Genomic DNA, 22532 nt, shown 5'->3' with positions numbered 1-22532 from the left:
AGGGCATTTCATACCAAAAGCACGATCTATCAGCGCATTCCCGGGTCAGGCGAGCAGGCGGGCGGGGGTGATGGGCAGGTCGCGGACCCGGATGCCGGTGGCGTGGTAGACGGCGTTGCCGATGGCCGCGGCGGTGCCGACGATGCCGATCTCACCGATGCCCTTGGCGCCCAGCGGGTTGAGGTGCCGGTCGTCCTCCTCGATCCAGGCCGCGTCGATCCGCTCGATGTCCGCGCACACCGGGACGTGGTACTGGGCCAGGTCGCGGTTGCTGAATCCGCCGAACTCGTCGTCGGTGACGGTCGCCTCCATGAGCGCCATGCCCAGGCCCATCGTCATGCCGCCGACGAACTGCGACCTGGCCAGGTCCTCGTCGATGATCCGCCCGGCGGCGAATATGCCCAGCAGGTGCGACACGCGTACCTCGCCGGTGTCCATGTCCACCCGGACCCGGGCGAACTGGGCACCGAAGGCGTGCCTGGCCAGGTCCTCCTGCGCTTTGATGGCGTCGGTGGTGTCGGCGCCCCCGTGCTTGCCGTCGCGCAGCGCCTCCTCGCAGGCGGCCACGACGGCCGAGCCCCAGGAGGCCGTGCCCATGGAGCCGCCGGCCAGCGGGGCGGTGGGCAGGTCGCTGTCGCCCAGCTCGACACGTACCTGTTCGGGCGGGACGCCGAGCGCGGTCGCGGCGATCCTGGTCAGCGCGGTACGGGCGCCGGTGCCGAGGTCGACGGCGGCCACGCGGACCACGTAGCCGCCGTTCTCGACGGTGGCGGTGGCCTGGGACGGGCGCCGCATGGCCGGGTAGGTCGAGGAGGCGACGCCGGTGCCGATGAGCCAGCGCCCCTGGCGGCGGACGCCGGGTGTGGGATCGCGTCCCTCCCAGCCGAACCGGCGGGCGCCTTCCAGCAGGCAGGCCACCAGGTTGCGGGAGCTGAACGGCCGGCCGCCCGCCGGCTCGGCCTCCGGGTCGTTGAGCACGCGCAGCTCGACGGGGTCCATACCGGCGGCGATGGCCAGCTCGTCCATGGCCGATTCCAGCGCGTACATGCCGGGGCATTCGCCCGGAGCACGCATCCACGACGGGGTGGCGACGTCCAGCCGGACCAGCCGGTGGGCCGTGCGCAGCGCGGGTGTCTCGTACATGGTGCGGGCCGGGACGGCGGTCTGCTCGGCGAACTCGACCAGCGTCGAGCTCTGCTCGGCGACCTCGTGTTCGACGGCGGTCAGGCGCCCGTCGGCGTCGGCGCCGAGCCGCACCCGCTGGATCGTCGGCGTGCGGTAGCCGGTCACGTCGAACAATTGCTGGCGGGTCAGCGCCACCTTCACCGGCCGCCCGGCGGCGCGCGCCGCGAGGACGGCGAGCATGGTGCCGGGCCGGATGGTGCCCTTGGACCCGAAGCCGCCGCCGACGTGCCGGCACACCACGCGCACCCGCTCGGCAGGCAGACCGAGTGTCTTGGCGATCATGTCGCGAGCGGTGGACACGCCCTGCGTCGCGTCGTAGACGGTCAGGTCTCCGTCACCGCTCCAGACGGCGAGCGTGGCGTGCGGCTCCATCGGGTTGTTGTGCATGGCCGGCGTCGTGTACGTGACGTCCACGGTGAAGGCCGCCGCGGCCAGCCCGGCCGCCACGTCGCCCTTCTCGGTGTCGGCGGGATACCACGGGTTCACCTTCTCCGGCCGGTAGAGCCCGGGATGGTCGCCACGCAGCCGTACGTCGTGCGGATCCTTCTGGTAAGTGACCCGCACCGCCCGCGCGGCCGCGCGGGCGTTGTCGTAGGTGTCGGCGACGACCGCGGCGACGATCTGCCCCCGGTAGGCGACCTCGCGGCGCTGGAACAGCCCGAGCTCGGGATCCACGTCGGGCGCCAGCTCGGGGGGATCCTCGCTGGACAGTACGCTCAGCACGCCCGGCATGGCGAGCGCCTCCGCCGCGTCGATCGAGGTGATGCGGCCCCTGGCGATCTCGGCCTGGACCGGGTAGGCGTAGGTGACGCCCTCGACGGGGTATTCGGCCGCGTAGGTCGCGTGGCCGGTGACCTTGTCGTGCCCCTCGATCCGGTTCATGGCGCCAGCTCCAGCAGGGTGCGGACGATGAGGTTGCGGGACAGCGGCACCTTGTGCGCGTTGCGCGGCAGCGGACGGGCCTGGGCGAGTTCGGCGTCCGCGGCCCGGCCGAAGCTCTCCTCGCCCGCCCGGACGCCGCGCAGCGCCTGTTCCGCGCGCTCGCACCGCCACGGCGCGTGCGCCACTCCCCCGAGCGCGATCCGGCACTCGCGCACGGTCCCGTCCCCGTCGACGTCGAGGACGGCGGCGATGGACACCAGCGCGAACGCGAACGAGGCACGCTCGCGGACCTTGCGGTAGCGGGAGGCGCCCGGCGGCGGGGCGGGCAGGTGCACGGCGGTGACCAGCTCGCCGGGCTCCAGCACGGTGTCCCTGCCGGGCTCGTCGCCGGGCAGCCGGTGCAGCCCCGGCATCGGGATCACCCGGTCGCCGCCGGGCCCCGTGACGTGCACGCGGGCGTCGAGCGCGGCCAGCGCCACCGCCATGTCGGACGGATGGGTCGCCACGCAGGCGGTGGAATGCCCCAGGACCGCCAGGTTGCTGTGGTCGCCGTCGATCGCCGGGCAGCCGGATCCGGGCCGCCGCTTGTTGCACGGCTTGGAGACGTCCTGGAAGTACGGGCAGCGGGTGCGTTGCAGCAGGTTGCCGCCGACGGTCGCCATGTTGCGGATCTGCCCGGAGGCCCCGGACAGCACCGCCCGCGCCAGCATCGGGTAGCGCTCGCGGACCAGCGGGTGGGCGCCGACGTCGCTGTTGCGCACGGCGGCGCCGATCCGCAGCCCGTCGCCGTCGGGCTCGACGCGGTCGAGCGGCAGCCGGCTCACGTCCACCAGGAACTCGGGCTCGGCCACGCCCAGGCGCATGAGATCGACGAGGTTGGTGCCACCGCCCAGGTACATCGTGCCGGGCCGGAACCTGGCCACGGCGTCGGCGGGGTCGCCGGCCCGCGCGTACTCGAAGGATCTCACCGCGCCACCTCCACGATCGCGGTGACGATGTTCGGGTAGGCGCCGCACCGGCACAGGTTGCCGCTCATCCGCTCGCGGATCTCCTCGGCCGTCAGCGCCGGGTCGGTGGCCAGGTCGTCGGTGATGGCGCTCGGACCGCCCTCGGCCAGCATCCCGGCGGCCGAGCAGAGCTGGCCGGGGGTGCAGTAGCCGCACTGGAAGGCGTCGTGCTCGATGAAGGCCGCCTGGAGCGGGTGCGGACGGTCGCCGTCCGCCAGACCCTCGACGGTGGTGATGTCCGACCCGTCCTGCGCCACGGCCAGCGCCAGGCAGGCGAGGGCCCGCCGGCCGTCGATCAGCACGGTGCACGCGCCGCACTGACCGTGATCGCAGCCCTTCTTCGAGCCGGTCAGCCCGAGCCGTTCGCGCAGCAGATCCAGCAGCGAGACCCGCGGGTCCACGTCCACCGTCCGCCGAGTGCCGTTGACCTGCAGGGAGACCTCCATGGCGCTCGCCTACCCGGTGCGCGAACGGCTCAACCCGCCTCCGCCTTGTCCGGAGGAATGGGCGGTGAAAGACTTGACTATGACGAAGGGGGATCGTCATGATCGAAGTCAAGAGCATCGACAAGCCCGACGAACGCCGCGACTTCCCGATGGGGCATCTCGAGGTATGCAACCTGACGGGCCTGGCCTTCGGTGTCGCCACGTTCGAACCCGGATGGCGCTGGTCGGCGTCCATCAAACCGATCGTGGGCACCGATTCGTGCCAGGTCCACCACAACGGGTTCGTCGTCCGCGGCCGGCTCCGCATCCGGATGGACGACGGCACCGAGGCCGAGATCGGGCCGGGAGAGGTCTTCGTCGCCCCGCCCGGACACGATGCCTGGGTGGTCGGTAACGAGCAGGTCGAGGTGTACGACTTCGCGGGCGGCGCCGCGGAATACGCCAAGGCACGCAGCTTCTAGACAGCGGCTTGCCGCGGGGGTGACGCTTCGCGGCGAGCCCATAAGCGTTAATCCCGTTGCCGGGTCTGGACCCTGTTCGCCAGGCTGAGCGGCATGAACGTGCCCTACCGCCAGATCCGCGCCGCCTACACCGAGGAGTCGATCACCGTCTACCAGGCGTACGACCCGGCCATCGCCGCTCCCGCGGTCGCCGCGCAGCGGTTCGTGGCGCCCTTCAAACGGGACCGGATGACCTGGATCAAGCCGTCGTTCCTCTGGATGATGTACCGCTGCGGCTACGCGACCAAGCCCGGCCAGACCCGCGTCCTGGCCATCGACCTCACCCGTGACGGTTTCGCCTGGGCGCTGGCCCACGCCTGCCTCAGCCACCCTGACCGGGACGGCGATCAGGAGAGCTGGAAGGAACGCCTGCGGCGCAGCCCGGTCCGCGTCCAATGGGATCCCGAGCGCGGCCCGCGCCACAACGCCCTCCCCCACCGATCCATCCAGATCGGCCTGTCGGGCCGGGCCGTCGACCACTACCTCGACGACTGGACGGTCGCGATCACCGACATCACCGACCGGGTCCGCGATCTCCACACCGCGCTCCGCGACCGCCGGGACGTGACCGGCCTGCTCCCGCTGGAACGCCCCTACCCGCTGCCGGAAGACCTCGCGCAGACCATCGGCGCGACCACCGCCTGACCCACGCGCCCCACGATCGGCCCCGCACCGCACACGTGATCCCCGTGCCCCGCGATCGACCCACACCACTCACGTGATCCCCGTGCCCCGCGATCGACCCACACCACTCACGTGATCCCCGTGCCCCGCGATCGACCCACACCACTCACGTGATGCGACCGCGGCCCCGGATGGCCCGTGGCGACGCGCCGAGTTCGCGACGGCAGGCCTTGTTGAACGCCTGCAGGTCGGGGATCCCGACCACCGCGGCGATGGCCGAGATCGACAGCGTCGACTCCCGGAGCAGGTGGCGGGCCCGTTCCATGCGGCGGCGCCGGATGTAGGCGATCACCGTGTCTCCGGTCTCGGCGCGGAGCAGCCGGGTGAGCTGGTTGTGCGACATTCCGGCCGCGGCGGCGACCTCCGGAACCGTCAACGGCCCGGCCAGGTTGGCCTCGATGTGGGCGACGGCGGCCGAGACGGCGGCGTGCGAGCGGCCGCCCTCCCGGTCGGGAGAGAGCTGGGCGATGCGCCAGAGCACCGCCCACACTTCGGCGACGGCCCGCGACGGCGTTCCCGGCGACGCCGCGACGGCCTGCCGGAGCATCCCGGCCAGCAGCGGCGCCTCGGCACCGGCGTCCTGCATCACCGGCACCGTATGCGCCTGGCCTGCCTCCGCCGGGCGCAGGTGCGCGTACAGGTGCTCCGAGCGGCCCCGATAGCGGTAACGCACCTGTGTGCCCGGCGGTATCAGGCTCACGCGGCCCGGCCTGATCGGATGCGTCGTGCCGTCGATCTCCACCTCGGCCGGGTAACCGTACAGGTGCAGCTGCCACAGGTCGGGCAGCCGGAACACGTCTGTCAGGCTGCGGATCCCATGCACGCCCACCCCGACGTTCGCCACCGACGGCGGCTCGTCCAGCCTGATGAGCACTCGATCCATGGTGAAACTTAACCACAAGTCGGTGAATGCATCCCATTACAAGGATGTGTGGTGTCTTTAGGTTCGACGTATGCAAACCACCTTGCTGACCTCAGTACAGATGGCCCGCTTCGTGGCACATGGCGCCCTGCGGATGGACGCGGTCGTGCCCGCGGAGATGAACGAGCAGGCGATCGACGTGCTGGAGGCGGGAATCCCGGCCGTGCCGTACGGCACGCCCGTGACCGAAGCCTTTCCGGCGGGCTCCTTCGCCCGCCGGCTCGTCGAACTGCCCGCCGTCGCGGGCGCGCTGCGGAGCCTGGTCGGGCCGGACCCGACCGTCGACCATCACGCCGTGCACATCCGTGAGCCGCACGGAGGAAGCGCCCAGCCGCTGCACGGCGACGCGATCATCGACACCCGGATGGACGCCTTCGACGTGCAGCTCATGTACTACCCGCACGAGGTGACCGCCGACATGGGCGGCACCCTGAGCGTGCCGGGCAGCCATCTGCGCCGCACCAACGAGAGCGACACCGGCCGCTACCAGAACCTGCGTGGTCAGACCCGGCTGACCTGCCCCGCGGGCACCGTCGTCATCCTGCACCACGGCCTCTGGCACGGCGGGCGGCGCAACGACGGTGACGTCCGCAGGTACATGTTCAAGATCCGGTTCAATCCCACCGTGCCGCAGGTCCGCCTGTGGGACACCTCCGACCTCGACAAGCCGGACGTGCTCACCGAGCTGAGCCGTCGTTTCCCCTGGTACGAGCCGGCCACCGGGCGTCTGGAGGTCTACAACCGGGTCAGGCTCTGGCGGGCGCTGACCGGCGACGCCACCTTCGACATCGACTACTTCATGACCCGCGTCAGCAACCGCCCTGGGAGGGTCGCGTGAAGCAGCATGTTCTCGTTCTCTATCTGGCCACTTCGGCGCTCGACGCCGCTGTCGTCGGCTGGTCCCAATACGACGGCACCGGTGCGACCAACCCCACAACGGGCGACGGCGACGAGCCGCCCTATGAGACGGGTGTCGAGGCGCTGCGTGACGGCTGGCGGCTGTTCCAGGCCTCCCAGCTGATCCCGCCGTACCCCGGCCACGAGTACGACACCTCGTTCCTCAAGCACGAGTTCTTCTTCGAGAAGCTGTCCTGAGCCCGCTCAGACCGCTATGACGACCTTGCCCGGGACGTGCCCCTCTTCCTGGTATTTGACGGCCGCCGGGATCTCCTCGAACGGGTAGCTGCGGTCGATGACCGGAGTGACCTTGCCGGCTTCGATGAACTGGGTCAGCGTCATCAGGTTCTGTCGGTTCTCGGTGCATCTGACCACGTCTGTCATGACCATTCTCTGGGACACGAACGGCGACACCGCCAGCGCCGCGAACACGTGACCAGCCGGTTGGAGCCATCGGCTGGGCGCCCCGCCGATGGCGACGTAGGTCCCCTTGGGCGTCAGCACCCGCCGGCAGGCCGTTCCTGAGCGGCCTCCGGCGATGTCCAGCAGGAGATCGTAACGCCGGCCGTTCCGTGTGAAGTCCTCTTTGGTGTAGTCGATGATCTCGTCCGCGCCGATGGATCGGACCAGGTCGGCGTTCCGGGTGCTGCAGACGCCGGTGACCTCCGCGCCGAACGCCTTGGCGAGCTGCACGGCGAAGGTCCCCACACCCCCCGAAGCCCCGTTGATGAGGACCTTCTGCCCCGGCTGGATCCGCCCCTGGTCGCGCAGGCCCAGCAGGGCGGTGTTGGCCGCCATCGGCACCGCCGCCGCCTGCTCGAAAGTGAGGTTCTTCGGCTTCGGCGCCAGTTCGCCCTCCCGGACGCAGACGTAATCGGCGAAGCCGCCCTGGTTGACCTGCGCGAACACCTCATCACCGGGGCTGAACCCCGTCACGTCCGCGCCGACCGCCTCGACCTGTCCCGCCATGTCGGCGCCCAGGATGCTGATCTTCGGCCCGCGTAGCCCGAGGCTGCCGGGCATGAGGCGCGCGATGTACGGCTCGCCTCTGAGGTGGTGCCAGTCGTAGGGCTGGACGGAGGTGGCCCGCACCCGGACCAGCACCTCGTCGTCGCGGGGCACGGGCTTGTCGATCTCGGTGACGGCCAGGTCATCGGGTGAGCCGTACGAGCGTAAGACGATCGCCTTCATCACGCCTCCTTGGTTTCGTACAACGTAAGTCGTACGTCGTAAGGTACTCTTACGGCGTAAGGCAGTCAAGGAGGGCTGTCCATGAGAAGTACCGGCGATCGGTGTCGCGAAGGTCAGGCGGTCTCGCGCATCCTGTCGAGCCCGTCGAGGATCAGATCGAGCCCGAACTCGAACTCGGTCTGGTCGTCGCACCAGCCCAACGTGGAGTCGGGGTCGTCATGGGCGATCTCCCTGAGCATGCCGACAAGGTGGGGCAGCTTCTCCGCCATGCTTTCGAGCATGGCCGTGGATTCCTCGTCACCGGCCCCGTCACCCGGATCGAACATCTCCTGGGTGAACCCCAGAGCCCGGCTCCCCAGGGCGTGCAGCGCGTGGTGGGCCAGGTCGTAGGAGAAGCCGCCGTCTCGCATGAGCCCGATCAGGGCATCGAAATACTGCACGACGGGTGGACTCACGTCGGCACGTGTCTCGAAGACGCGCGGCGCCCAGGGGTGGCGCAGGAAGACCTCGCGGGCGGTCAGAACTCTCTGACGCACGGCCGTCTTCCAGGCCGCGCCCTTGGAAGGCACGTCGATCCGGCCGACGGCCTCGTTGATCTCCCCGGCGATCACCTCGACGATGCCGTCCAGCACGTCTTCCTTCTTGGCCACGTGGTAGTAGAGCGACATCGCCTCGGCGCCGACCTCTTCCGCGAGGCGGCGCATCGTGAGCGACTCGATGCCGCTCTCGTCGGCGAGCTTGACCGCGGCCCGTAGCACCCGATCTCTGCTCAACGGGATGCGGGGTTCGGTCCTTGGTTCGTTCCGGGTGGCCACCTAGATCAACCCTCCTCCGCGCCCCATCGTACAAGGTAAGTTTGCGCCCCGAACTGCCGTCGGATCAGCGCTCGCCGGCGTAGCGACCGGCCAGCTCGGCGCCGATCCGCGCCAGCTCGGCCTGGACGGATCGCGGCTCGACCACCTCGATCATCGCACCCCAACCGGCGAGGTTCCGGGCGATGTCCAGTGGGGTCGGTGCGGCGAGGCGGACCCGGACCCGGCCGTCATCGAGCTCGCCGTCGGTGTGGCAGTGGCGTCCGAAGTGGGTGCGCAGCACCGGGACAAACCTGGCCTCGATGAGCACGGTCGCCCAGGTTTGTGACCGCCGCCGCTCCACCTCGCCGACGACCTGCTGCCAGGCCGTGTCGAGCGCGAAGTCGTCCGGGCGCTCGGCGGGCTGGTCGGTCGGCTCGGCCTCGATGATCCGGTCGACGCGGAAGGTGCGCTGCCCGCGTTCGGTCCCGGCGATCAGGTACCAGATGTCGTCCTTGTCGACCAGGCCCCACGGGTCGACCAGCCGTTCGCTCCGTTCGCGGGCGCCGCTGGTGTAGGTCAGGCGGACTTTCCGCCGGCGGATCACCGCGGCCTGCAGCAGATCGACCATCTCGGGCCGGCGACGATCCCGCTCGCCCCACCGGGTCGGGTCGATCATCGTGGCACTGGCGGCCGCCTCGGCGTCGGCCCGGAAAGTCTGCGGCAGCGCCCGTACGAGCTTGCGCAGCGCCGCCTTGGCCTCGCCCGAAACGGCCGCGGCCGGGCCGACCAGCAGGAACAGCGCCTGCGCCTCGGTCGCCGACAAGCCACTGAGGTCGGTACGGGCCCCGCCGACGAGCGACCAGCCGCCACCGCGTCCGGCCTGCGGATATACCGGGATGCCCGCCGCGGACAGCGCCTCCAGGTCGCGGCGCGCGGTGGCGACGGACACCTCGAGCTCGTCGGCCAACTCGGCGGCGGTCACCCGGCCACGGCTCTGCATGAGCAGGAGGGCGGCGACGAGTCGATCAGCGCGCATATCCCTCCAGAAAAGTGCTCAATTGGTGAGCACTTTAGCTTGGAAGATAGTCCTTGTCACCGACCCTCGACCGAAAGAAGGAACCACCGATGCTGCGAGGACTCACCACCGTCAGCTTCTTCGCCGACGACATCAAGGCCGCCCAGGAGTGGTACACGGAGCTGCTCGGCATCGAGCCGTACTTCGTCCGCCCGATCGAGGGGCCGCCCGCGTACGTGGAGTTCCGCATCGGCGACTACCAGCACGAGCTCGGCATCGTCGACAGCCGATTCGCCCCCCACGGCCGGTCAGGCCAGGCCGGCGGCGCGGTGACCTACTGGCACGTGGACGATGTCCAGGCCGCCTTCGACCGGCTGCTCTCCCTGGGCGCCACAGAGCACGAGAAGCCGGTCGAGCGCGGCCCCGGATTCGTCACCGCGTCCGTGGTCGACCCCTTCGGGAACCTCCTCGGCGTGATGTACAACCAGCACTACCTGGACGTTCTCGGCTCGCGGGCGGAGGCGTGATCTTCTACGCGAGCACCACCGCCGAGCTCGCTACGGGGTCCACCTGATGCTCGGGTTGATGCTGCCGGTCCAGTTGAAGGTGGCCATGTTGTCCCACTGGTCGCCGGTGCCGTTGATGTTGGCCGGGTCCCAGCCGTTGCCGGAGATGGCGTACCAGGTCGGTTCCCAGTAGAAGACGCCGATCGCGCCCGCGCCGCGGGCGGTGTTCTGGACCGCGGTGAACTCGCTCGCCTGCCCCGCCCACGTGGCCGGGTAGCCCGAGCACGGCGCCGATCCGGTCACGACGTTCCCCTCGCTGTCGGCGTTGGCCGCGGTGAACGGGTAGGCGGTCTCCGCCACGATGACCGGCTTGCCGTACCGGGACCTCGCGTCGGTGATCACGCTGGACAGGGTGGACAGCGAGCCGTGCCACATGCAGTAGTACGACAGGGCGGTGATGTCCCACGGCACGCCCTTGGCCTTGATGCCGTCGTAGAACCAGCGTGCGTTCGCGAGGCTGTCGGCGTCCGCGGTGTGGATGATCACCTGGGTGCCGCTGTTGCAGGCCTTGGTCGCGTTGTAGCCGGCCTTCAGCAGCAGGCTCAGGTTGGTGAAATCGTTGTTGATGACCTTGCCGTCGTTCCAGAGCATCCCGACGTTGATCTCGTTGCCGATCTGCACGCTGTCCGGTGTGGTGCCCTGCGCCTTCAGGCTGTTGCAGATGTCGTAGGTGTAGTTGTAGACGTCGGTCTGGAGCTGGCTGATGCCGTGACTCGCCCACGCCGCCGGCTTGAACTGCTTGCCCGGGTCGGCCCAGGTGTCCGAATAGTGGAAGTCGATCATCAGGCCGAGCCCCCTGGCCTTGACCGTCTTGGCGTAGGCCAGGACCTTCGCCTTGTTGTTGTAGCCGCTTGCCGGGTTGTTCCAGATGCGTAAGCGGACGTAGTTGACGCCGACACCGGCGAGGATGTCCAGCGGGTCGGCGGCCGTACCGGCGGCGTTGTAGTACTTGGCGCCGAGGTCCAGGCTCCGCTGGACCGACGAGATGTCGGCGCCGCGCATGGTCAGCGTGGCGGCCGAGGCGGGCGCGGGGTTCACCAGGACGACCGCGAGCAGCGTCGGCAGTGTCAGCAGCAGCGCGCCCCCGATCCTCCGAACGCGGTACGCGGTCATGGGCTCTCCTTGATCGGTCGGGGTGGTCCTGTGAACGTTCACGGACTACTGCCAGGCCATAAATCTAGACAATTCGCCCATTTTGGCCCGCTTCATGCTGTGAACGTTCACAGATGCTCTTGAGGTTGAGGATAAAGAAGGACCCCGCACTGGGGAAGAGCGAGTTTCGACTTCGTTTCCCAGGGGCGGCCGAGCCGTCATCCCTCGAAATAGGCCATCCGCACCCCGGAGACAGTGCGCTGGACGGCGGCGAACCCGTCCAGATGGATGTGCTCGCGCAGAGCCTCGCTCAGATAGACGCGACCGGGCGCGCCGAGATCCTGCGCCATCTTGGAGGCGAGATTCACCGGCGCACCGGCGATGTCCCAGCCGCCCCCAGGCGTCTGTCCGGCCAGCACCGGCCCGTCGGCCACCCCGATCCGGCAACTGATCTCGTGCTCGGCCAGTCCCGCGCGCAGGCTCTGCGCGAACCGTACGGCCGGCCCCGGATCCTCGAACAAGTAGATGGCCAGCGGACCGGCGATCTTGATCTCGACCGCGCCCCGCGCGGGCATGAGACGGAGTCCGGTCTCCTTCATCACGGCCGACAGGCTCAGCCCTCTCAGCAACCCGAGCTCAGGCGTCTCGGCCGGGGCGACGCTCCGTTCGACCAGGACCACGGTCCGGTGCTGAAGATGCTCGGCGGTGAGTTGTTCGGCCAACTCGGCGTCTTCGGGACTGTGCTCCAGCCGCAGCAGGTCGGCGTAGAAGGCCGCGGAGTAGGGAATGGGGTACGGCTGGTCCTCGACCGGTCGCACATCATCCAGCCGGGGGCCGTCGAGCACCTGGTACACGGCGCCGACCGGACTCTCGGGGCCGTCTTTGCGCCGTATGACGAAGGAATGGTCACCGGGCAGCCGGTCGACGACCGCCGCCGTGACCGCGAGCTCCCCGCCTTCGGTGTGGTTCTCGGCGATCTCCTCGATCGCGTCCGCCTCCGCGCCGTACAGCCCACCGGACAGGTCGTAGAAACTCCCGTGATGCACGCCGATGCCGACCCGGGCCCGGCAACAACGTTCGATCTCGTCCTGAACCTTCAACAGGGCCGACAGCAGCACCCGCGCGTCTGTCGCGTCCGAATGGAACATCTGGGCGTTGTCGGCCGCCCACACGCCCACCGCCTCTCCCCCGATCGCCTTGGTGCAGGCGTACAGGATCCGCTTGGGCCGGTCGATGACCGCCAGCACCTCCAGCAGGCCCAGCCGCTGACTGAGCTTCGTCAGCCCGGCCGAGTCGGACACCACGTTGTAACCGCGAGTGGCATGCCGGCTCAGGAGACGCCGCGCGTCAGTGGCGCTCTGACCGCTGTCCCGCCACTGCTCGATCACCGCCAGCGGCAGGCCGGTGGCGGCGCCTTGCGCGGTGTCGAAACGGCCTGGGATGTACGCGCCCGTGGGGGGTTCGGAAGCCACCCGACCAGCGTATATCACTTAGTGAAATCGCATGAACACCTTCCGTGATCGGCTTTTCTGTCGGAGGGCCTCGGCAAGATCCTCACATGCGCGAATTCACCGTGGATGAGACGGTCACGGCCGCCTTCGCCTCCGCGAGCTGGGTCATGGAGACGGTCGAACGAGAACGTGATCTGCAGGGACGATCCCACGCCGCGCTCAGACAGGATGACCGAGACGAGCGGCGGGCCATGAAGCTACGGCATGAGGCCGAGCAGGTCCGGCGGGAACTGGGGCGGCGGCTGCGCCGCGCGGAGGGCGCCGAGCGCCGGGCCGCCGCGATCTGCCTGGCGCGACCCGAGCTGGCCGACCACCCCCGGGAACTGGAGTGGGCCCTGTCCGACTCCAGCGGCTGGACCGCCACCGACGTGGCCGCGCTGATCTCCGTCCTGGACTGCCGGGAGCCCTACGACTGGGACGACACCTGGGTGTCCCGGGTCGTGGACCTGGCGCTGGAGTTCGACATCACCGGGCGGCATCCCCTGCGGGAACCGCTCACCCGGCTGATCGAAGGCATGGCCGACAGCTGCCTGCCCGCCGACGACCGGCGACGCCTGCAGCGCCGGATCGCGCTGGCCCTGCGCGACGATCCGGCGGCACTGCCACTGTCGGCGCTGGTACGGGCCGACGCCTGGGCCTCGTCCGTGCGTGAGTATCTCGGTGACGCGCCCGCGCCCCACCTGGTCGAGCTGGTCGAGCATCTGTGCGAGCTGCGAACGCCGCGGCCCGGTCAGAAGTGGCGTGCCCGATGCCTGACCCTGCTGGAGCCCGCCGGTGCGCGTGAGCTCGTGCGATTCGCGCTGGCGGCCTTCGTCTGCGAGCCGTCCTTCGGCAGGTACCGGCGCGTGGTGTCCGATTCGAACACCGAGGTGGCCCGCGGAGCCATCTGGGCGGCGACGCTGGCCCGGGTCGACGGTCTGGTGGCCGGTTTGACGTGGTTGGCCGACCAGCTCGGTGGTGACCGTACCGGATTCGTGCAGGACCTGGCCGTCGCGGGTGCCGCGATCAACGCGCTCGGCGAGTGCGAAGACCCACAGCCACTCTGGCGGCTGCGGACCTCGCTCAAGAACCGGGCACTGCGCAAGCAGGTCGACGCCGCGCTCGCCACGGCCGCCGGACACGTCGGGACGACACCGGCCCGCATGCTGGAGCGGGGGGTGCCGACACACGGACTCGCCGCCGACGGGACCCGGTCGTGGCGCCTGGGCGACCACACCGTGGTGCTGACCGTCCAGGACGCGGTCACCGTACGGCTCGGCTTCACCGCCCCCGACGACACCGCGATCCGTGCTCTGCCCCCGGCGGTCAGCGAAAGGCATGCCAAGGAGCTCAAGGCCATCAAGTCCGTCCAGCAAGAGGTCCGCCAGACACTGGCCGCCGAGCGCGTCCGCTTGGAGGAGCTGTTCACCGTCGACCGGACCTGGTCGCATGAGGACTGGATCCGTCACTACCTGGACCATCCGATCACCGCGGTGGTGGCGCGCGGGCTGATCTGGGAGGCGGATGGGAAGGCCTTCCTTCCCGGCGACGCCCCGCCCGGGGCCGAGGTCCGGCTGTGGCATCCCGCGCGCGCCCCGCTGGGAGAAGTGACGGCCTGGCGGGAGATGATGACCGGGCGACGGCTGCGCCAGCCGTACAAGCAGGCCTTCCGGGAGGTCTACCTGCTCACCCCCGCCGAGGAGACCACCGGCGTCTACTCCAACCGGTTCGCCGCCCACATAGTCGACCACCCGCGGTTGTACGCGCTGCTCAAGAAGCGCGGCTGGCAGACCACCTGGCTGCGGGCCTCCGGCGACGATGCCGTGGCCAAGAAGGAACTGGCCGAGGGCGCCTGGCGGGCCCGCTTCCGGTATGAGACCGCAGCCGTGGCCGACCACGCGGTGACGCTGGCCGCCACCGACCAGGTCCGCTTCGACCGGCGCCACGGGCGTGCCTGGCGGGAGACGCCACTGGCGCAGGTGCCGCCGCTGGTGTTCAGCGAGGCGATGCGGGACGTGGACCTGTTCGTCGCGGTCACCTCGATCGCCGCCGACCCGGACTGGATCGACCGGGGCGAGGAGCGTTTCGGCGGCTACTGGCGCGAGGTCTCCGTCGGCGCGCTGGCTCCGTCGGCCGAGGTCCGCCGCGACGCGCTGGCCCGGATCCTCCCCCGTACGGCGATCGCCGACCGCTGCACGCTCACCGACCGCTACCTGGTCGTCCGCGGCGACCTACGCACCTACAGGATTCACCTGGGCAGCGGCAACATCCTCATGAACCCCGGCGACGTCTACCTCTGCATCGTCACCGCCCGCAAGCGCGACGCCAAGCTGTTCCTGCCCTTCGAGGAGGACGGCCAACTGGCTCTCATCCTCAGCAAGGCCTTCCTCCTCGCCCACGACAACAAGATCACCGACGAGACCATCCTCCGGCAGATCCAGGCCGCGTCCATACCGCTGCACTAATACCGTCCACCAACGCAATTGTTCACGGGATCAGCCTGCGGGCTCGTCTCCTTCGATCAGGATCCCAGCCGGCCGTGCGGGCAGGAGCGAGACGGCGCCCACCAGCCAGTCGGCCAGCCGATCGCGTTCGACCAGGATCACCGGCTCCCGGGCGCCGAGCGCTTCCAGCCGGGCCTGCCGGGTCAGCCGTCCCGAGGTGACCAGGACTCCGGTGTGCCCGGCGAAGGTGTTGGCGAGCGCTCCCAGGAAGTTGCGGACCTCGGGCGCACCCACTGTCCTGCTGTAGCGCTTGCACTGGACGGCGTACTTCCCGCATCCCGAGGCGATGGCGGTGATGTCCACCCCGCCGTCGCCACTGCGGCCTCGTTCCCGGACCTGGCGGAAGCCGTCGGCGATCATCCGCTCGGCGACCAGGTGTTCGAACTGCGATCCGGACATCCGGTCGACCTTCTCCAACTCGACGTTGGCCGCCAGGAACCGCCGTCTACGTGCCTCGATGACCCGGTATCGGAGGAGGAGCCCGCCGCCGAACACCGCCAGGGCCAGGCAGGCGATCACGGCCGCCCATCCTGGGTAGTGGCGGACGAACTGCACCACGACCGCCCCTGCGATGACCACACCCACAGCTCCCAGGACCCATATGTCCTGTCTGCTCCGTGGCCTTCTCTTGCCGGTTCCCCGCCTGGATCCCCTCGCCATGGGTTCCTCCTGAATGGGTGACGTCATGGCGAGTGTGAGCCGACGGTCCGACAGAATCGCCATACTCGCCGGACGAACGAGCTCCGACGGACCGCACAAGACTCCCGGCTACAGTCCCGTCACCAGCGCGTCGCGGGCGGCCATCAGGGCGAAGCCCAGCAGGTTCACGCCCCGCCAGGTTGCCGGGGAGGCGGCGCGCTCGTCGTGGGCGGTCAGGCCGATGCCCCAGACGCGGTCCACCGGGCTGGCCTCGACCAGGACCCGGTCGCGGGTGGCCAGCAGGAACTCCCGGAGGTCGGGGTGCTGCCCGAACTTGGCGGAGTTGCCGCGGACCACGATGTCGAACCGGCGAGCATCCCAGACCGCTTCGTCGAAGCCACCCACGGTCCGGCCGAGCGCCTTGGCCTCCCCCGGGTGACCCGCGGCGAGGATCTGGGCGGCGGTGGCGTGGTCGTCGAACAGCCAGGCCTTGTGAGCCATCATGTAGTGCTCGGCCGAGGCGAAGACGTGCCCGTCCTCGGTGAAAGAGACCGGCCACCACTGCGACAAGCACCCAGGACCGACGCTCCCATCACGAGTGGGCCGGTGCCCCCAGAAGAACAGGTAGCGCAGGATCTGGCCCGCCTGCTCGGCGGCGATCGCCTCGTCCACGGTGTACGGGAGTCGCTTGACCACGTCGACACCGTCCCACAGACACCCTGACCTCGGCCAACCGGTTTTCGGCTGGATCGGCGACCACACGTGGTCGATGATGGCCGAACAGCACCAAAGGGGGGAACGGCATGGCTACCACGGACCCCAGCAGCGACCAGGGCGACGACGGCTCGCGACCGGTACACCAAAGGACGGCGAGCGTGGCCTTTCGCCGGGCCGGCGCGGCCTGCGCGGTGGTGCTGGTCATCGCATATCTCGCTTATCTGGTGGTGATTCCTTTCGGGCTGGTTGACGGTGGTGACCGGCTGGGGCTTCCAGAGATCGTGCTGGCCATCGCGCTGCTCGTCGGTGCGAGTTTCTCGGCTTCTTCCTACTCCATCACCGACTTCACGATCGGACCCGGCGGATTCAGCGCGCGGCTCGCCCAGTATGAGAAGCGCCAGAACTCACTCGAAGCCGACGTGAACGCGTTACGGATCGCGCTGACCGGCTTGGTGACCAAATTCGAGTGGGATCATCTGCGGCGGCTGACGGAACAGCCGATGGTGATGGTCAGATTCCGCGAAGACCGGAAACTCCAGCTCGAACTCGAGCGGCTCGACGCGATGGGCTTCATCAAACCCAAGGACAACGTACGCGGCCTCAACGCCATAGTGGATGACCACGCGGGCGATTCCGATGAATTCGACCTGAAGAACTACGTGGAGATCACTGATGACGGCGCGGACTATCTGGAACTCCGCAAGCGCCTGAAGGACGGCGAAAGCGGCTCCACCCCCGATTGACGCTCAGCCGGCCGGGGGCGGATCGACGTCGCCGCCGACGCCGGAACGTCCCGCGGGAACGCCGACGACGTACACGGTCACCTGCTGCCGGATGGACTCGCCGAAGACTTCGACCACGGCATCGGTGATGGACGCGATCAGCCGCGTGGGGGCGGCGTCGACGCCCGGAAGGTTCAACGCCACTTCTCGTAGGTTCAGCGAGACGATCGGGGCGTTCACCGTGGCGGGTACGCCGCCGATGCCCCAGCGGTGGCGTGGGATGCCGAACAGCTCGACGACCGCCATGGAGCGCGCTCGCTCCCCGTATACCTTGACCAGCGCGTCGGTCAGAGCGGCGATGAGTTTCGGCTCGACTTTGCCGTCAAGCTCTTCTTCGTGGATCCGTACCTCGAAATGCGGCATCACAGCTCCGTTTCGTTACCATGAAGTCAGTTTTGCTTTGCAAGGTAAATATCTTTGCTACCAAAGCTAAATGGAAGGGTGGTCGATGTCAACCGAGGGCCAGGACCGGGCCGGATCCGAGCCGGGGGTCGACGAGGCGATCAGGGCACTGTTGCTGCTCATGCCCCGCATGGTCGGGCGGGCGAAGCGGATCCGGGTGCCCGAAGAGCTCCAGTCGCTCGCGCTGGCGCCGCGGCACCTGTCACTGCTGTCCTACCTGCTGTTCGACGGCCCGATGACCGTGAACGAGCTGGCCACCCGCTTGGAGGTCGCCCCGACCACCGTCAGCCTCATGGTCGGCGAGCTGAGCCGGAAGGGCATCCTGGAGCGGCGCGAGGACGAGTCGGATCGGCGTCGGCGCATCGTCAGCATCACCGACAGCAAACGACCGTCCATCGACGGCTGGCTGGCGCGGGGGGCGCATGCCTGGCGTCAGGCACTGAGTCCGCTGGCCCCCGAGGAGCGGCAGCTGTTCGTCCGAACTCTGCGGGCTTATGAGGCAGCCATGACCGTCGACGAAGACGACTAGTTTCAGGCTTCGCCGAGGTCCGTACAGTGGGCGATCGTCGCATCGTCCGCCGCCACCGCGTGGTGCGCCTCCGCCTGCCGGACACGACGGATGATCTCGGCCGGCCCGCTCGACGCCAGGACGGCCATGACCCCTGGCCAGTCGGCGAGCCGGAACCGGTCCACGATGCGACTGGCTCCGTTGCTGAGCAGGACGGCGCCGGTCAGCTCGGAGATCGGGCAGCTTCCGGTGATCGCCTCGTCCGCCGCCCGCGGGTCGTCCTTGGCCAGCCAGAAGCCGCCCGGCTGGTTCCGGTTGGCGCGCAGCTCTCCCAGGACTCGGCGGTACTCCTCGCTACCATTGGCGACGGCCTCGAGCGCGGGCTCGTACGACCGGCTGATGATCACCTCCCGGGGATCGGAGACGACGAGCGGCGCCCCCTCCGCCGTGTCGAGCACGAGGAACGAGTCACCGAGCACCAGGTACTCGATGAGGCCGTCGGACAGGCGCAGCATGGCCACGGTCGCCGACGGACTGATGGGGTCGGCGACGTCGCAGGTGTCCCGGTGATCGTCCGTCACCTGCTCGATGGCCTCGGCGAGCACCGCCGAAAGGCCGCGGTCCCGCTCACGTGACACGAGGCTGAGGAGGCTGCCTCCCAGACTCCTGGCGTACCAGGCCACGCCGTGCCGGCAGATCGATTCGGTGCCGGAGATGCCGGCGCCGTCGATCAACACCGCCGCCGTCGGTACGGCACCGGTGAAGTCCTCGTTCGCCCGGCCAGACCGTGCCGCCGCACTCGTCATCGTCACCCGCATGTCCTGCCGCCCCCTCCCGCCGATCAAGGCGCCCAACTCTAACCACCGCCGGGGCGCGGCGCTGTGCGATGCTGGCCGGGTGACGTTGGAGGACCTCGTACGGCTGCGCCGGGCCCGTGACCGAATGGACCGCGACTACGCGAAGCCGCTCGACGTTCCCGCACTGGCACGCGGCGCCTTCATGTCGCCAGGCCATTTCTCCCGCAGCTTCCGCGCCGCCTTCGGCGAGACGCCGTACAGCTACCTGATGACGCGCCGGATCGAACGGGCCAAGGCGCTGCTGCGGCGGGGTGACCTGACGGTGACGGAGGTCTGCTTCGCGGTCGGATGTACGTCGCTGGGGTCGTTCAGCTCGCGGTTCACCGACCTGGTCGGCGAGAGCCCGAGCTCATATCGGGCCCGTCCCCATGACGATGGCGCCGCCATCCCGGCATGCGTCGCCAAGATCCACACGCGACCGGTCAGGAACGGAGAAGCGAAAACTGCTCCCCGCTCCCTATCGTGAAATGCATGGACATCAAGCTTTCACAGAGCTTCATCGCGGTAGACGACCATGACAAGGCGCTCGCTTTTTACCGGGACGTTCTCGGCCTCGAGGTGCGCAACGATGCCGGGTTCGAGGGGATGCGCTGGGTGACCGTCGGGGCGCCGTCGCAGCCCGACGTGGACATCGTCCTCGAACCGCCCGTCGCGAACCCGAACGCCTCACCCGCCGACAAGCAGGCCATGGCCGAACTCCTGGCGAAGGGCCTGCTGAGCGGCGTCATCTTCAGGACCGACGACTGCGACGCCACCTTCGAACGCATCCGCGCCGCGGGTGCCGAGGTGCTGCAGGAGCCGATCGACCAGCCGTACGGCGTCCGCGACTGCGCCTTCCGCGACCCCTCCGGCAACCTGCTGCGTTTCAGCCAGCCCCGGGGGCAGTGAGCTCCGCTCCCGCGAACCGGCCGCCCCTGTCGAACACGCCCCGTTCCCGGTTCACGGGGACGGGGCGTGAAGGGTTCGGTCAGGTGCCGACGTAGGCCGCGAGGTGCTCGCCGGTGAGGGTGGAGCGGGCGGCGACGAGGTCGGCGGGGGTGCCTTCGAAGACGATCCGGCCGCCGTCGTGGCCGGCGCCGGGGCCCAGGTCGATGATCCAGTCGGCGTGTGCCATGACCGCCTGGTGGTGCTCGATGACGATGACCGACTTGCCGGCGTCGACGAGCCGGTCGAGCAGGCCGAGCAACTGCTCGACGTCGGCCAGGTGCAGGCCGGTGGTCGGCTCGTCCAGGACGTAGACGCCGCCCTTGGCGGCCATGTGGGTGGCCAGCTTGAGGCGCTGCCGCTCGCCGCCGGACAGCGTGGTCAGCGGCTGGCCGAGGCTGAGATAGCCGAGCCCGACGTCGGCCAGCCGGCCGAGGATCGTGTGCGCGGCCGGCGTACGCGCCTCGCCGGCGCCGAAGAACTCTCCGGCCTCGCTCACCGACATCGCGAGCACCTCACTGATGTCACGGCCACCGAGGTGGTATTCCAGCACCGAGGCCTGGAACCGCTTCCCCTCGCAGTCCTCGCAGGTGCTGGCCACGCCGGCCATCATCGCCAGGTCGGTGAAGATGACGCCGGCGCCGTTGCAGGTGGGGCAGGCGCCCTCGGAGTTGGCGCTGAACAGCGCCGGCTTCACCCCGTTGGCCTTCGCGAACGCCTTGCGGATCGGGTCGAGCAGCCCGGTGTAGGTCGCCGGGTTGCTCCGTCGCGAGCCGCGGATCGCGCCCTGGTCGACCGACACCACACCCGCCCCGGCGGGGATCGATCCGTGGATCAGCGAGCTCTTGCCGGAGCCGGCGACCCCGGTGACGACGACCAGCACGCCGAGCGGGATATCGACGTCGACGTCGCGCAGGTTGTTCGCGGTGGCGCCGCGGATGTCCAGCGTGCCGGTGGACTTCCGCACCGTCTTCTTGACGGCGGCCCGGTCGTCGAAATGACGGCCGGTGATGGTGCCGCTGGCTCGCAGCCCCTCGACGGTCCCCTCGTAGCAGACGGCGCCGCCCGCCGTACCGGCGCCGGGGCCGAGGTCGACGACGTGGTCGGCGATCCCGATCGTCTCCGGCTTGTGCTCCACGACGAGCACCGTGTTGCCCTTGTCCCGCAGTCGCAGTAGCAGGTCGTTCATCCGCTGGATGTCATGCGGGTGCAGGCCCGCGGTGGGCTCGTCGAAGACGTAGGTCGTGTCGGTGAGCGAGGAGCCGAGGTGGCGGATCATCTTGACGCGCTGCGCCTCGCCGCCCGACAGCGTGCCGGCCGGCCGTTCGAGCGAGAGGTAGCCCAGCCCGATCTCCACGAACGAGCCGAGGGTGCGCTCCAGCGTCACGAGCAGCGGCGCCACCGACGGCTCGTCGAGGCCGCGGACCCATTCGGCCAGGTCGCTGATCTGCATCGCGCAGGCGTCCGCGATGTTGATCCCCTTGATCTTCGACGACCGGGCCGCCTCGGCGAGCCGGGTGCCGTCGCACTCGGGACAGGTCGTGAACGTCACCGCCCGCTCCACGAAGGCGCGGATGTGCGGCTGCAGCGCGTCGACGTCCTTGGACAGGAACGACTTCTGGATCTTCGGGATCAGCCCCTCGTAGGTCAGGTTGATCCCGTCGACCTTGATCTTGGTCGGCTCCTTGTGGAGCAGGTCGTACAGTTCCTGCTTGGTGTACTTGCGCAGGGGCTTGTCCGGGTCGAAGAAGCCGCTGCCGCGGTAGATGCGGCCGTACCAGCCGTCCATGCTGTAGCCGGGGATCGTGAGCGCGCCCTCGTTGAGCGACAGGCTGTCGTCGTACAGCACGGTCAGGTCGAAGTCGGTGACCGAGCCCATGCCCTCGCAGCGCGGGCACATGCCGCCGAGCCGGTTGAAGGTCGCCTTCTCGGTCTTCGTCTTGCCGTCGCCGCGCTCGATGGTGATCCCGCCGCTGGCCCGCACCGAGGGGACGTTGAACGAGTACGCGTTGGGCGAGCCGATGTGCGGCTGCCCGAGCCTGCTGAACAGGATGCGCAGCATCGCGTTGGCGTCGGTGGCGGTGCCGACCGTGGAGCGGACGTTGGCCCCCATCCGCTCCTGGTCGACGAGGATCGCGGTGGTCAGCCCGTCGAGCACGTCGACCTCGGGCCGGGCCAGCGTCGGCATGAAACCCTGTACGAAGGCGCTGTACGTCTCGTTGATCAGCCGCTGCGACTCCGCGGCGATCGTGCCGAACACCAGCGAGCTCTTGCCCGAGCCGGAGACACCGGTGAACACCGTCAGTCGGCGCTTGGGGATCTCAACGCTGACGTCCTTGAGGTTGTTCACCCGCGCGCCGTGCACGCGGATCAGATCGTGACTGTCGGCGATGTGCGGCGCAGGCGACTGCGTGTCCGTCCTCGTGGTGGTGCTCATTGTGTCTCCATATCTGTTACCGCGGGGGCCGCCGTCACGACGTCATTTGGGTCGATCTAACCAGCTTCGAGCAGTACGCCCGGTCTTCGGT

24 protein-coding genes are annotated in these 22532 nt (G+C 69.3%); 10 read left to right on the top strand and 14 right to left on the bottom strand.

Annotated features, from left to right (window positions below):
- Positions 1 to 45: 45 nt before the first annotated feature.
- From AB0B91_RS35940 to AB0B91_RS35930, 3 genes are read right to left on the bottom strand one after another with little or no spacing between them, the layout of a single operon-like run.
- Positions 46 to 2067, bottom strand: a complete 2022-nt coding sequence (locus AB0B91_RS35940; RefSeq protein WP_358329295.1) for a xanthine dehydrogenase family protein molybdopterin-binding subunit — start codon at positions 2065 to 2067, stop codon at positions 46 to 48.
- On the bottom strand, positions 2064 to 3035 hold the full coding sequence (locus AB0B91_RS35935; RefSeq protein ID WP_358329292.1) for a xanthine dehydrogenase family protein subunit M: 972 nt from the start codon (positions 3033 to 3035) through the stop codon (positions 2064 to 2066). Before AB0B91_RS35935 ends, AB0B91_RS35940 begins: the two co-directional genes overlap by 4 nt.
- Entirely contained in the window at positions 3032 to 3520 is a 489-nt protein-coding gene (locus AB0B91_RS35930) for a 2Fe-2S iron-sulfur cluster-binding protein (RefSeq protein WP_358329289.1), read from the bottom strand. Before AB0B91_RS35930 ends, AB0B91_RS35935 begins: the two co-directional genes overlap by 4 nt.
- 98 nt (positions 3521 to 3618) lie before the next feature.
- Here AB0B91_RS35930 and AB0B91_RS35925 point away from each other — a divergent pair, with 98 nt between their 5' ends.
- Positions 3619 to 3981: a cupin domain-containing protein gene (locus AB0B91_RS35925; protein ID WP_219539445.1), complete on the top strand. Its 363-nt coding sequence runs from the start codon at positions 3619 to 3621 to the stop codon at positions 3979 to 3981.
- Positions 3982 to 4074: 93 nt separating this feature from the next.
- Positions 4075 to 4665 (top strand): DUF4291 domain-containing protein, encoded by a 591-nt coding sequence (locus tag AB0B91_RS35920; protein WP_358329286.1) that lies wholly within the window; start codon positions 4075 to 4077, stop codon positions 4663 to 4665.
- A gap of 145 nt (positions 4666 to 4810) precedes the next feature.
- Here the strand turns inward: AB0B91_RS35920 and AB0B91_RS35915 are convergent, their stop codons facing one another.
- On the bottom strand, positions 4811 to 5587 hold the full coding sequence (locus AB0B91_RS35915) for an AraC family transcriptional regulator (protein ID WP_358329283.1): 777 nt from the start codon (positions 5585 to 5587) through the stop codon (positions 4811 to 4813).
- Positions 5588 to 5657: 70 nt separating this feature from the next.
- On the opposite strand from AB0B91_RS35915, the gene AB0B91_RS35910 reads away from it, so the two are divergent.
- Entirely contained in the window at positions 5658 to 6464 is an 807-nt protein-coding gene (locus AB0B91_RS35910; protein WP_358329280.1) for a phytanoyl-CoA dioxygenase family protein, read from the top strand.
- A complete protein-coding gene (locus AB0B91_RS35905; protein WP_358329277.1) occupies positions 6461 to 6721 on the top strand; it encodes a hypothetical protein in 261 nt (86 codons plus the stop codon). The genes AB0B91_RS35910 and AB0B91_RS35905 overlap by 4 nt, the downstream gene beginning before the upstream one ends.
- A gap of 6 nt (positions 6722 to 6727) precedes the next feature.
- Here AB0B91_RS35905 and AB0B91_RS35900 read toward each other — a convergent pair whose 3' ends face one another.
- The 3 genes from AB0B91_RS35900 to AB0B91_RS35890 all read right to left on the bottom strand — a co-directional run bounded on the left by AB0B91_RS35900 (position 6728) and on the right by AB0B91_RS35890 (position 9544).
- Positions 6728 to 7714 (bottom strand): NAD(P)-dependent alcohol dehydrogenase, encoded by a 987-nt coding sequence (locus AB0B91_RS35900; RefSeq protein WP_358329274.1) that lies wholly within the window; start codon positions 7712 to 7714, stop codon positions 6728 to 6730.
- Between the two features lie 113 nt (positions 7715 to 7827).
- Complete coding sequence (locus AB0B91_RS35895; protein WP_358329271.1) at positions 7828 to 8529, bottom strand: TetR/AcrR family transcriptional regulator C-terminal domain-containing protein; 702 nt, start codon at positions 8527 to 8529, stop codon at positions 7828 to 7830.
- Positions 8530 to 8593: 64 nt separating this feature from the next.
- The gene (locus AB0B91_RS35890) at positions 8594 to 9544 is read right to left on the bottom strand and encodes a YafY family protein (RefSeq protein ID WP_358329268.1); all 951 of its coding nucleotides are present in this window, start codon (positions 9542 to 9544) and stop codon (positions 8594 to 8596) included.
- A gap of 89 nt (positions 9545 to 9633) precedes the next feature.
- On the opposite strand from AB0B91_RS35890, the gene AB0B91_RS35885 reads away from it, so the two are divergent.
- Entirely contained in the window at positions 9634 to 10050 is a 417-nt protein-coding gene (locus tag AB0B91_RS35885; RefSeq protein ID WP_358329266.1) for a VOC family protein, read from the top strand.
- Positions 10051 to 10080: 30 nt separating this feature from the next.
- On the opposite strand, the gene AB0B91_RS35880 is transcribed toward AB0B91_RS35885, so the two are convergent.
- Complete coding sequence (locus AB0B91_RS35880; RefSeq protein ID WP_358329263.1) at positions 10081 to 11202, bottom strand: glycosyl hydrolase 53 family protein; 1122 nt, start codon at positions 11200 to 11202, stop codon at positions 10081 to 10083.
- Between the two features lie 197 nt (positions 11203 to 11399).
- Entirely contained in the window at positions 11400 to 12653 is a 1254-nt protein-coding gene (locus AB0B91_RS35875) for an adenylate/guanylate cyclase domain-containing protein (protein WP_358329260.1), read from the bottom strand.
- 86 nt (positions 12654 to 12739) lie between these two features.
- Between AB0B91_RS35875 and AB0B91_RS35870 the strand changes: the two genes are divergently transcribed.
- The gene (locus tag AB0B91_RS35870) at positions 12740 to 15136 is read left to right on the top strand and encodes a DUF4132 domain-containing protein (RefSeq protein ID WP_358329257.1); all 2397 of its coding nucleotides are present in this window, start codon (positions 12740 to 12742) and stop codon (positions 15134 to 15136) included.
- 30 nt (positions 15137 to 15166) lie between these two features.
- Here AB0B91_RS35870 and AB0B91_RS35865 read toward each other — a convergent pair whose 3' ends face one another.
- Both AB0B91_RS35865 and AB0B91_RS35860 read right to left on the bottom strand, forming a co-directional pair.
- The gene (locus tag AB0B91_RS35865) at positions 15167 to 15754 is read right to left on the bottom strand and encodes a restriction endonuclease (protein WP_358329254.1); all 588 of its coding nucleotides are present in this window, start codon (positions 15752 to 15754) and stop codon (positions 15167 to 15169) included.
- Between the two features lie 189 nt (positions 15755 to 15943).
- Entirely contained in the window at positions 15944 to 16510 is a 567-nt protein-coding gene (locus tag AB0B91_RS35860) for an NADAR family protein (RefSeq protein WP_358329251.1), read from the bottom strand.
- Between the two features lie 107 nt (positions 16511 to 16617).
- Between AB0B91_RS35860 and AB0B91_RS35855 the strand changes: the two genes are divergently transcribed.
- Positions 16618 to 17274 carry a hypothetical protein gene (locus AB0B91_RS35855; protein ID WP_358329248.1) on the top strand — a complete coding sequence of 219 codons (657 nt, stop codon included), beginning with the start codon at positions 16618 to 16620 and terminating at the stop codon, positions 17272 to 17274.
- 3 nt (positions 17275 to 17277) lie between these two features.
- Here the strand turns inward: AB0B91_RS35855 and AB0B91_RS35850 are convergent, their stop codons facing one another.
- A complete protein-coding gene (locus AB0B91_RS35850; RefSeq protein WP_358329246.1) occupies positions 17278 to 17676 on the bottom strand; it encodes a hypothetical protein in 399 nt (132 codons plus the stop codon).
- An 85-nt stretch (positions 17677 to 17761) separates the two neighbouring features.
- On the opposite strand from AB0B91_RS35850, the gene AB0B91_RS35845 reads away from it, so the two are divergent.
- The gene (locus tag AB0B91_RS35845; protein ID WP_358329243.1) at positions 17762 to 18244 is read left to right on the top strand and encodes a MarR family winged helix-turn-helix transcriptional regulator; all 483 of its coding nucleotides are present in this window, start codon (positions 17762 to 17764) and stop codon (positions 18242 to 18244) included.
- 2 nt (positions 18245 to 18246) lie between these two features.
- On the opposite strand, the gene AB0B91_RS35840 is transcribed toward AB0B91_RS35845, so the two are convergent.
- Positions 18247 to 19068 carry an integrase gene (locus tag AB0B91_RS35840; protein ID WP_358329240.1) on the bottom strand — a complete coding sequence of 274 codons (822 nt, stop codon included), beginning with the start codon at positions 19066 to 19068 and terminating at the stop codon, positions 18247 to 18249.
- Between the two features lie 97 nt (positions 19069 to 19165).
- Between AB0B91_RS35840 and AB0B91_RS35835 the strand changes: the two genes are divergently transcribed.
- Both AB0B91_RS35835 and AB0B91_RS35830 read left to right on the top strand, forming a co-directional pair.
- A complete protein-coding gene (locus AB0B91_RS35835; RefSeq protein WP_358329820.1) occupies positions 19166 to 19546 on the top strand; it encodes a helix-turn-helix transcriptional regulator in 381 nt (126 codons plus the stop codon).
- A 5-nt stretch (positions 19547 to 19551) separates the two neighbouring features.
- The gene (locus AB0B91_RS35830) at positions 19552 to 19968 is read left to right on the top strand and encodes a VOC family protein (protein WP_358329237.1); all 417 of its coding nucleotides are present in this window, start codon (positions 19552 to 19554) and stop codon (positions 19966 to 19968) included.
- Positions 19969 to 20047: 79 nt separating this feature from the next.
- Here AB0B91_RS35830 and AB0B91_RS35825 read toward each other — a convergent pair whose 3' ends face one another.
- Positions 20048 to 22441, bottom strand: coding sequence for an excinuclease ABC subunit UvrA (locus AB0B91_RS35825; protein ID WP_358329234.1), 2394 nt, complete (start codon positions 22439 to 22441; stop codon positions 20048 to 20050).
- Positions 22442 to 22532: the final 91 nt, after the last annotated feature.

The organism is Nonomuraea sp. NPDC049141, from assembly GCF_040648415.1.
Taxonomy (GTDB): domain Bacteria; phylum Actinomycetota; class Actinomycetes; order Streptosporangiales; family Streptosporangiaceae; genus Nonomuraea.
This window is presented reverse-complemented; position numbering and strand designations above follow the sequence as displayed.

Excerpts from the sequence above, each read along its gene's own strand:
- AB0B91_RS35845 (WP_358329243.1), top strand. The coding sequence starts at position 17,762 with ATGTCAACCGAGGGCCAGGACCGGGCCGGATCCGAGCCGGGGGTCGAC.
- AB0B91_RS35870 (WP_358329257.1), top strand. The coding sequence starts at position 12,740 with ATGCGCGAATTCACCGTGGATGAGACGGTCACGGCCGCCTTCGCCTCC.
- AB0B91_RS35915 (WP_358329283.1), bottom strand. The coding sequence starts at position 5,587 with ATGGATCGAGTGCTCATCAGGCTGGACGAGCCGCCGTCGGTGGCGAAC.
- AB0B91_RS35850 (WP_358329246.1), bottom strand. The coding sequence starts at position 17,676 with ATGCCGCATTTCGAGGTACGGATCCACGAAGAAGAGCTTGACGGCAAA.
- AB0B91_RS35855 (WP_358329248.1), top strand. The coding sequence starts at position 16,618 with ATGGCTACCACGGACCCCAGCAGCGACCAGGGCGACGACGGCTCGCGA.
- AB0B91_RS35835 (WP_358329820.1), top strand. The coding sequence starts at position 19,166 with ATGGACCGCGACTACGCGAAGCCGCTCGACGTTCCCGCACTGGCACGC.
- AB0B91_RS35885 (WP_358329266.1), top strand. The coding sequence starts at position 9,634 with ATGCTGCGAGGACTCACCACCGTCAGCTTCTTCGCCGACGACATCAAG.
- AB0B91_RS35900 (WP_358329274.1), bottom strand. The coding sequence starts at position 7,714 with ATGAAGGCGATCGTCTTACGCTCGTACGGCTCACCCGATGACCTGGCC.
- AB0B91_RS35830 (WP_358329237.1), top strand. The coding sequence starts at position 19,552 with ATGGACATCAAGCTTTCACAGAGCTTCATCGCGGTAGACGACCATGAC.
- AB0B91_RS35925 (WP_219539445.1), top strand. The coding sequence starts at position 3,619 with ATGATCGAAGTCAAGAGCATCGACAAGCCCGACGAACGCCGCGACTTC.
- AB0B91_RS35930 (WP_358329289.1), bottom strand. The coding sequence starts at position 3,520 with ATGGAGGTCTCCCTGCAGGTCAACGGCACTCGGCGGACGGTGGACGTG.
- AB0B91_RS35940 (WP_358329295.1), bottom strand. The coding sequence starts at position 2,067 with ATGAACCGGATCGAGGGGCACGACAAGGTCACCGGCCACGCGACCTAC.
- AB0B91_RS35890 (WP_358329268.1), bottom strand. The coding sequence starts at position 9,544 with ATGCGCGCTGATCGACTCGTCGCCGCCCTCCTGCTCATGCAGAGCCGT.
- AB0B91_RS35880 (WP_358329263.1), bottom strand. The coding sequence starts at position 11,202 with ATGACCGCGTACCGCGTTCGGAGGATCGGGGGCGCGCTGCTGCTGACA.
- AB0B91_RS35825 (WP_358329234.1), bottom strand. The coding sequence starts at position 22,441 with ATGAGCACCACCACGAGGACGGACACGCAGTCGCCTGCGCCGCACATC.
- AB0B91_RS35920 (WP_358329286.1), top strand. The coding sequence starts at position 4,075 with ATGAACGTGCCCTACCGCCAGATCCGCGCCGCCTACACCGAGGAGTCG.
- AB0B91_RS35910 (WP_358329280.1), top strand. The coding sequence starts at position 5,658 with ATGCAAACCACCTTGCTGACCTCAGTACAGATGGCCCGCTTCGTGGCA.